Here is a 6,335-nt window from a genome sequence, read left to right as displayed (position 1 = left end):
TCAATTGTTTAACTTCTGTAGTTAAATAATTGGACAAAATTGGATATATCTGAACACAGTAATTTCCGGAAATTATTTCACGTTTGAGTAAGATTAAGTAGTGTAGCCTAAGTTGATGAAATTGATATTAACTGATTGTCTACTATAGTATCCAAACTGACTGATTCAGAAAAGATTTAGAGAAATGTCAATCGCTTTTACATCCCAGAAATTTAAACCCTCAAGTCTGGAAACGAGAACGAATTTAATTTTAAATGATGAGAAGTTAGAAGTCATCACTGATAATCTTGAGGGAGTGAAACAAATCACATTAAGTAATGGTGAAATAATAGAAGATGTAAATCAAATATCGCAGTATGAAAATAAGATTTTTGATGCTGTTATAAAATCCGGAATTTCAGAACAATTAATACAGTTAGCAAATTTACTTAAAATTCAAGCAAGGGCACAAAATAAAGATAATTCTTCAATTAAAGCCTCTTTAGCAACCAGAGATGATAGTAAACTTTTAAATATTGTTGCGTTTATTGAAGGTGACAGGATTCAAAGTTTAGGAATTTATGTTAATGAAAAACAATGGAATATATCTTTTAGTCAAGAGGATAAAGATTTAGTTAAATATTGTAAGTTTTTGAAAGATAAGTTATCAGCAACACCTCAAGGGAGTCAGTCTTTAGATTTAAATCAGTTGTTAAAGGTTGCTAAATTGGATGTTCCAATTATGGAAACACCTCTAAAAGATTTACTGAAGTCTTATGTTGAATATCAAGAATTCCCCTATTATACACCTGATGATGAGGAGTACAGACAGTATAGCAACAATAAAAGTCTATGGCCTTGGTCGTATTCTTATCTTAATGAGAATGGCAAACTTCCTATTTTTGATATTCGAGACAAAAACTGTTACAAGGAAGATGGATATTACAATAACTATATTTGGTATCCTTTGACCCATAATCCTGATTATGATGACCTAGAATGGAGAAAAGAACATAGACAAATACATGGCTATAGTATATGTAAATGGCAATCTGACAACTCAGAAATAGAAAGTGATTTAATAAATCAAAGAAATTTCGTCATTAACGATCTAGAAACAAATAAAAGTATAAAAGTTGAATCTTTTAAAAGAAATTTTATTGAGGATAAGAATCAAAAAGCTAATATTTATAACCATATTCAAGCTGTAATAGAACTATTATTTATTTTGAATATGATTACGAATATTAACGGGAAACACGATGAAAAAGGATATTTATTTGGCAGAGAAGATAAAAAACATTATGATGTATTTTCACCAACAAAAACAATTGATATAAGTTTGATAACAAAGTTTAACAATGAAGAACTATCTAAATATATAGAAAATATATTGTTGAATTTAGATTCTGTTTCAAACTGTAAATTATTTTCTTTGATTTCACCTAATATTACGAGATTTGAAAATATAATCAAACAGTATCAAGAGCTATCAAAGCAAGAATTTTGCCAGCAAATTTATCAACAAACCGTTAAATCATTTCAAGATGAACCTGAGAAGCTAGAAATCATCCTATCTAACTTTTTTAAACTAACTCAAGAACCTATTTTTAAATCAAGCAGTAATATCTTAACAACTGCTCAAACAACACTCATTGAATCAAAGATTCAAGAAAATTCAAACAACTTAGAAACGAAAATTGAATTAAGCAGTAGTTTTCCTGAACCCATTACAGGAATTTTAATTGCGAGTAATCAAGTTAACACAGATACGCAATTAAACTTTATTGCTTCAGAAAATAGCTTAAGAAGTATTAACAAGGAAGACATTGCTACTTATCAAAATAAACTCTTTAAAGAAATATTTTCAGAAACTCTTGAAGCTGATAAAGTTTTATTCTTAGCTAATTGCTTAAAATTTACTGATAAAGAATCAGAAAGTAATCAATATTCAGGAATATTAGCAACTAATGATGAAAGTCATCAACTAAATTATAAATTAACGCCTATTCAACAAAATCAATACAATCTTAACCTTGAATCACTACAATTTAACTGGAAGTATGACTATCAAATTAACCTAAACAATCTTAATCATGTTAACTTTCTTCACCGCTTAGATTCAGACTTAGTTCAATTGATTTTGTCACTGAATAATCAAGAAACTGTACTAAAAAAAGCGATTACTTTAACTCCTCATCACGAAGCCGAAAATTATAATTCTGGTTACTTAACTACCCCTAATAGTAATAACTGCATTAACTATCAAATTCAGGTTAATTCAGAAAACAATCAAAATCAGTTTGAGTTATCAGTAAACAATAAAACTTGGGTTTATCAACTGAATACCTTTAATTTAGATCATCGCATCTTTTTACAGCAGGTTAACCCTAGTCTAGCGGTTGCTTTAGAAACTCAGAAAGCATTAACAGCATTAGCTAATGATGATAAGATTAAAACAGTTTCAATTCGTCGTCAAAACAATCAAAATCATGATGCTATTTCTGTTTACAGTAAAGATGAGTCAACTACAGAATTAACCGTTTTAATTCCTTCATCGCAAACTGATTCATCCTTACAGAGTATTTTAAGTCCTTCTCAAGAAATACGCATTGAGAAAACTTATATTAATGATTCCTTGGGTTATAAATTATCATTTCCTAGCTATGACGCAGATGCTAAACCTATTAAAATTACTCAAATAATTGACTCTACTGGTAAAATTCAAGTGCAAACCACAGAAGAGCATCCTGTTAAAGTCTTTTCTGATGGAAAAATTGTAACTCATCATAGTGATCGAGTGTCATCTGAAACTATTGAAGTAGAATATAAAGATTACCTTGAAGATGCCAATTTTACTTATCATGCTAGTGGGCAATTAATTGTTAGTAATTTGATTGAGGGAATGAAGGTTGAGCATTATGTTCAACCACCAATTCAGAATATTTTAAATTGTGCAGATGAGTCATTTATTATTCTTAAACCTGAAGATAAAATTGCCTTGTGGGTTAGTAAATCTGACTACGATAAAATAATCCTAGAAATGCCCTAACTCTAACAGAGAGTATTACTCAGGGTTAATTATCTTGACTATGCTGCGAGCTTATAGTTAATAAGATAATTACTTCATTTCACTGGTTTAATTTATTCCCTATTACCTCTTGCCTTTTCATTAAAATAACCAAGAATCAAAATAATTCCCAGGTGAAGCATTATCCTGGAGAATTGAAACTTGGTCTAAATCTAAACTTGATAATTCATCAATCATTTTTATCTCTTTTGCTCTGTCAACTAAGGGAAAAGAAAATTGATGATAATCTTGAATAAATTTAGCTTTTTCTCTAATTTCTTCTTGACTCATAAAACCGCCACGAGTACCAATAATAATAGTATTTTTGCCGCTAGTATGACAGATATAAATAGAAGGAAAGACAGTTTTAATAGTTTTTATATACTCTGCTTCAAAGTCATTACTGTTTAATGTATTTACGACTATAACTCCAGAATTTGATAAATGGCGATCGCACAACTCATAAAATTCTTTAGTAGCTAAATTATAAGACATATAACCATTACCAAAAGCTACATCAATCATAATAATATCATACAGATTATCCTGATTTTGTTGCTCTAAATATTCTCTGCCATCCTGAATTTTCACCTTTAATTTGTCATTTAATTCTACCCCAAAAAATTTCTGAGCTATTGATAATATACTCGCATCAACCTCTGCACATTCAATTATTGTATCTGGAAAATAGTGGTGAAAAACTTGAGGAATACTACCCCCTCCAAAACCTGCTATATAAATTTTTTGTGGTTGATTATTCCAGACTAAAGCTAACATCATTGCTTGAGTATAAGGAAAAATTAAAAATATGGGATTCTTCAAATTAAGTATAGATTGAACCCAATTCATTTTTAAAGTTACTTGTTCTACTAATACTAACTGAATGATAAATTTGATTTTTTTTATAGTTAAAAAGTGTATGCCAGAAGGCTGAGAAAAAATTATTCCATCTGGTTGTTCGTACAGCCAAGAAATTCTTTGCTGAATCGCTTCTAAATTTTTAGTTTGCCAATATTTTTGATTATTCATTACTCCCTAAAATTAATACAATTCATATTTCAATAAAGTACAAGGAATGGCTCCATTATAAACAGGAATTCTCCGAGAAGTTCTTAACCCTACTTGTTTAGATAATTGTTTACTTCCTGTCAAAATAAATGCCGTCCATCCAGTAAAACGTTGTTTAAAAATATCTCCCAACATTTTATAAAGTTCGCCCAATTCTTCAACTTCTCCTAAACGTTCGCCATAAGGAGGATTACAAATAATAATCCCTTTATCTGCGGGAGGTTTTAATTTAGATAAATCTGTTTTAATAAACTTAATTTTATTTGCTACCCCACATCTTTCAGCATTAATTCGAGCTTGAAAAAGCACTTCAGGATTGCGATCGCTACCTACAATTATTGATTTTAATTCTGTTAATTGACTATTTTTAGCTTCTGTTAATAAATCTTGCCAAAGAGACTTGTCAAAATCACGCCAGTTCATCAAAGAAAATTTATTTCTCAACAATCCCGGTGCAATATTTAATGCTTTTAAACTTGCCTCCAAAGGTAAAGTTCCAGAACCACATAAAGGGTCTAAAAAAGGTATATCTGGAGAATATTCTGCCATTTCTAAAATGGCTGCTGCTAAAGTTTCTTTCAGGGGAGCAAACCCCATTGCTAGACGATAGCCACGCTGATGTAAACTACTACCAGAACTATCTAAACTGAGGATACAACTATTATTTTGAATATGAGCATTAATCAATATATCGGGATTTTTAGTATCAATATTTGACCTGTAGCGAAACTTTTCTATTTGTTGTTCAGTAATTGCATCTTTAATTTGCAGAGCCGTATAATGAGTATGTTTGAGTTTGTCATTAGTTCCCGTACAATTAACTGCTAATGTATTTTTAGGAGACAAATATCGCTGCCAAGGAATTTTTTTTACCTCTTTATAAAGTATTTCTCGGTTAACACATCGAACTTCGGCAATAGGAAATAAAACTCTAAAAATAGTTCTTGCCCAGAGATTAACTCGATAAAGTAAAGTCTTATCCCCTGTAAAACTTACCCCAGTAAATTCTGGACAGACGTTTTCCGCTCCTAAACTTTTTAATTCTTGGGCAGCAATAGCTTCTAACCCTTTGGCAACCTTGGCATAGTATTGATTCATTAGAATTGGGGAGGAGGAGAAATTGAAGTAATTTAAGAAATTATCAACACATAATACAACATATTTAGGGCAAATAAGGTACAGGGTAAATGATGAAAATATTCTAGTGCGGGCATCTTGCCCGCTTCAGGATGTACCTCACGGGCAACGGGAAGCGCTGTATATAACCAGATTCTATTTCATTAATTGATAATGGATAATGGATAATTGATAATTACCTCTGGTTAAAACCGAGAGGATTGAAAATAAGGAAATATTATTTCTTTTTTCCCCTTAAAAGGGGAGGCTTTAAACCAGAATTGTTTAATTATTAATTATTAATTATTAATAATTCGGTAATTTCTAACTTCTAACTTCTAACTTCTTCCTTCTTCCTTCTTCCTTCTTCCTCCAATTAAGGAGAACAATCTGAGATATAGCTTCCATTACTATCTCTAGAAACTATATATCCTTGATATGGACTTGTAACTTCTATAAATCTTTGAGTGCCACTACCAATTTCTTCATTTCCCATAACTTCTATTCTCTGACCATTTTCTACCACTCCAATTCTACGACTCGCTGAATTGCGTGACTCAAAAATATATAATCCATTTGGCCTGAGTATATAACAAGTTTTTAATTTAGCCCTTGCTTTAGCCTGGTAATTAATTACACGCTCTGTGAGGCCATTCTGTGTTATGGAATCTACACGATATTGGTCTGGGCCAATAATATATTCAATTCCTCGTACCGGATCATAAGCTTCCCAAGAACTTCCTCTTTTTGTGGCATTACCAACTATCAGCCAATCTTGTTCAGTTCCATTCTTAGGTTGACTAATAAATATATATTCACCCCTTTGAGTTTCGCAAATATTAATATTAAAGTTTGCCGTTTCATAATTTGCTTTCTCAAAGCCATACCCATAACAAAGCTGCGCCCGTGCCGATGTTGGCAGAACCACACTTCCCAGCACTAGAGCAGTTGTAACAACTCCCACAGTGGCTAATCGGTGTTTCATTGTTTCTCCTATGTGCCATTGGATAGTAGCAAAACCCCATAACTTTACCACAATTTGACAAAAATTATGTTGCAAAAATTAAAATAAGTAAAGCATTATTTGATATTCTTAACTTTA

At 31.2% G+C, this 6,335-nt stretch carries 4 protein-coding genes; 1 reads left to right on the top strand and 3 read right to left on the bottom strand.

Features of this window, described 5'->3' with window-relative positions; all coding sequences use genetic code 11:
* Window positions 1–184: 184 nt before the first annotated feature.
* A complete protein-coding gene (locus F6K54_RS14375; protein ID WP_293078567.1) occupies window positions 185–3,031 on the top strand; it encodes a hypothetical protein in 2,847 nt (948 codons plus the stop codon).
* Between the two features lie 120 nt (window positions 3,032–3,151).
* Here the strand turns inward: F6K54_RS14375 and F6K54_RS14370 are convergent, their stop codons facing one another.
* The 3 genes from F6K54_RS14370 to F6K54_RS14360 all read right to left on the bottom strand — a co-directional run bounded on the left by F6K54_RS14370 (window position 3,152) and on the right by F6K54_RS14360 (window position 6,269).
* Window positions 3,152–4,078: a spermidine synthase gene (locus tag F6K54_RS14370; protein ID WP_293078565.1), complete on the bottom strand. Its 927-nt coding sequence runs from the start codon at window positions 4,076–4,078 to the stop codon at window positions 3,152–3,154.
* A 12-nt stretch (window positions 4,079–4,090) separates the two neighbouring features.
* On the bottom strand, window positions 4,091–5,215 hold the full coding sequence (locus tag F6K54_RS14365) for a class I SAM-dependent RNA methyltransferase (protein ID WP_293078563.1): 1,125 nt from the start codon (window positions 5,213–5,215) through the stop codon (window positions 4,091–4,093).
* A 394-nt stretch (window positions 5,216–5,609) separates the two neighbouring features.
* On the bottom strand, window positions 5,610–6,269 hold the full coding sequence (locus F6K54_RS14360; protein WP_293078561.1) for a hypothetical protein: 660 nt from the start codon (window positions 6,267–6,269) through the stop codon (window positions 5,610–5,612).
* Between the last annotated feature and the right edge of the window lie 66 nt (window positions 6,270–6,335).

The sequence above is a fragment of the Okeania sp. SIO3B5 genome, assembly GCF_010692555.1.
Taxonomy (GTDB): domain Bacteria; phylum Cyanobacteriota; class Cyanobacteriia; order Cyanobacteriales; family Microcoleaceae; genus Okeania.
Note: the sequence above shows the minus strand (reverse complement) of the source record. Positions and strands in the feature narration are given on the sequence as shown.

Bases quoted from the DNA above. Each gene is read 5' to 3' on its own strand.
- F6K54_RS14375 (WP_293078567.1), top strand. From the start codon at position 185: ATGTCAATCGCTTTTACATCCCAGAAATTTAAACCCTCAAGTCTGGAA.
- F6K54_RS14370 (WP_293078565.1), bottom strand. From the start codon at position 4,078: ATGAATAATCAAAAATATTGGCAAACTAAAAATTTAGAAGCGATTCAG.
- F6K54_RS14365 (WP_293078563.1), bottom strand. From the start codon at position 5,215: ATGAATCAATACTATGCCAAGGTTGCCAAAGGGTTAGAAGCTATTGCT.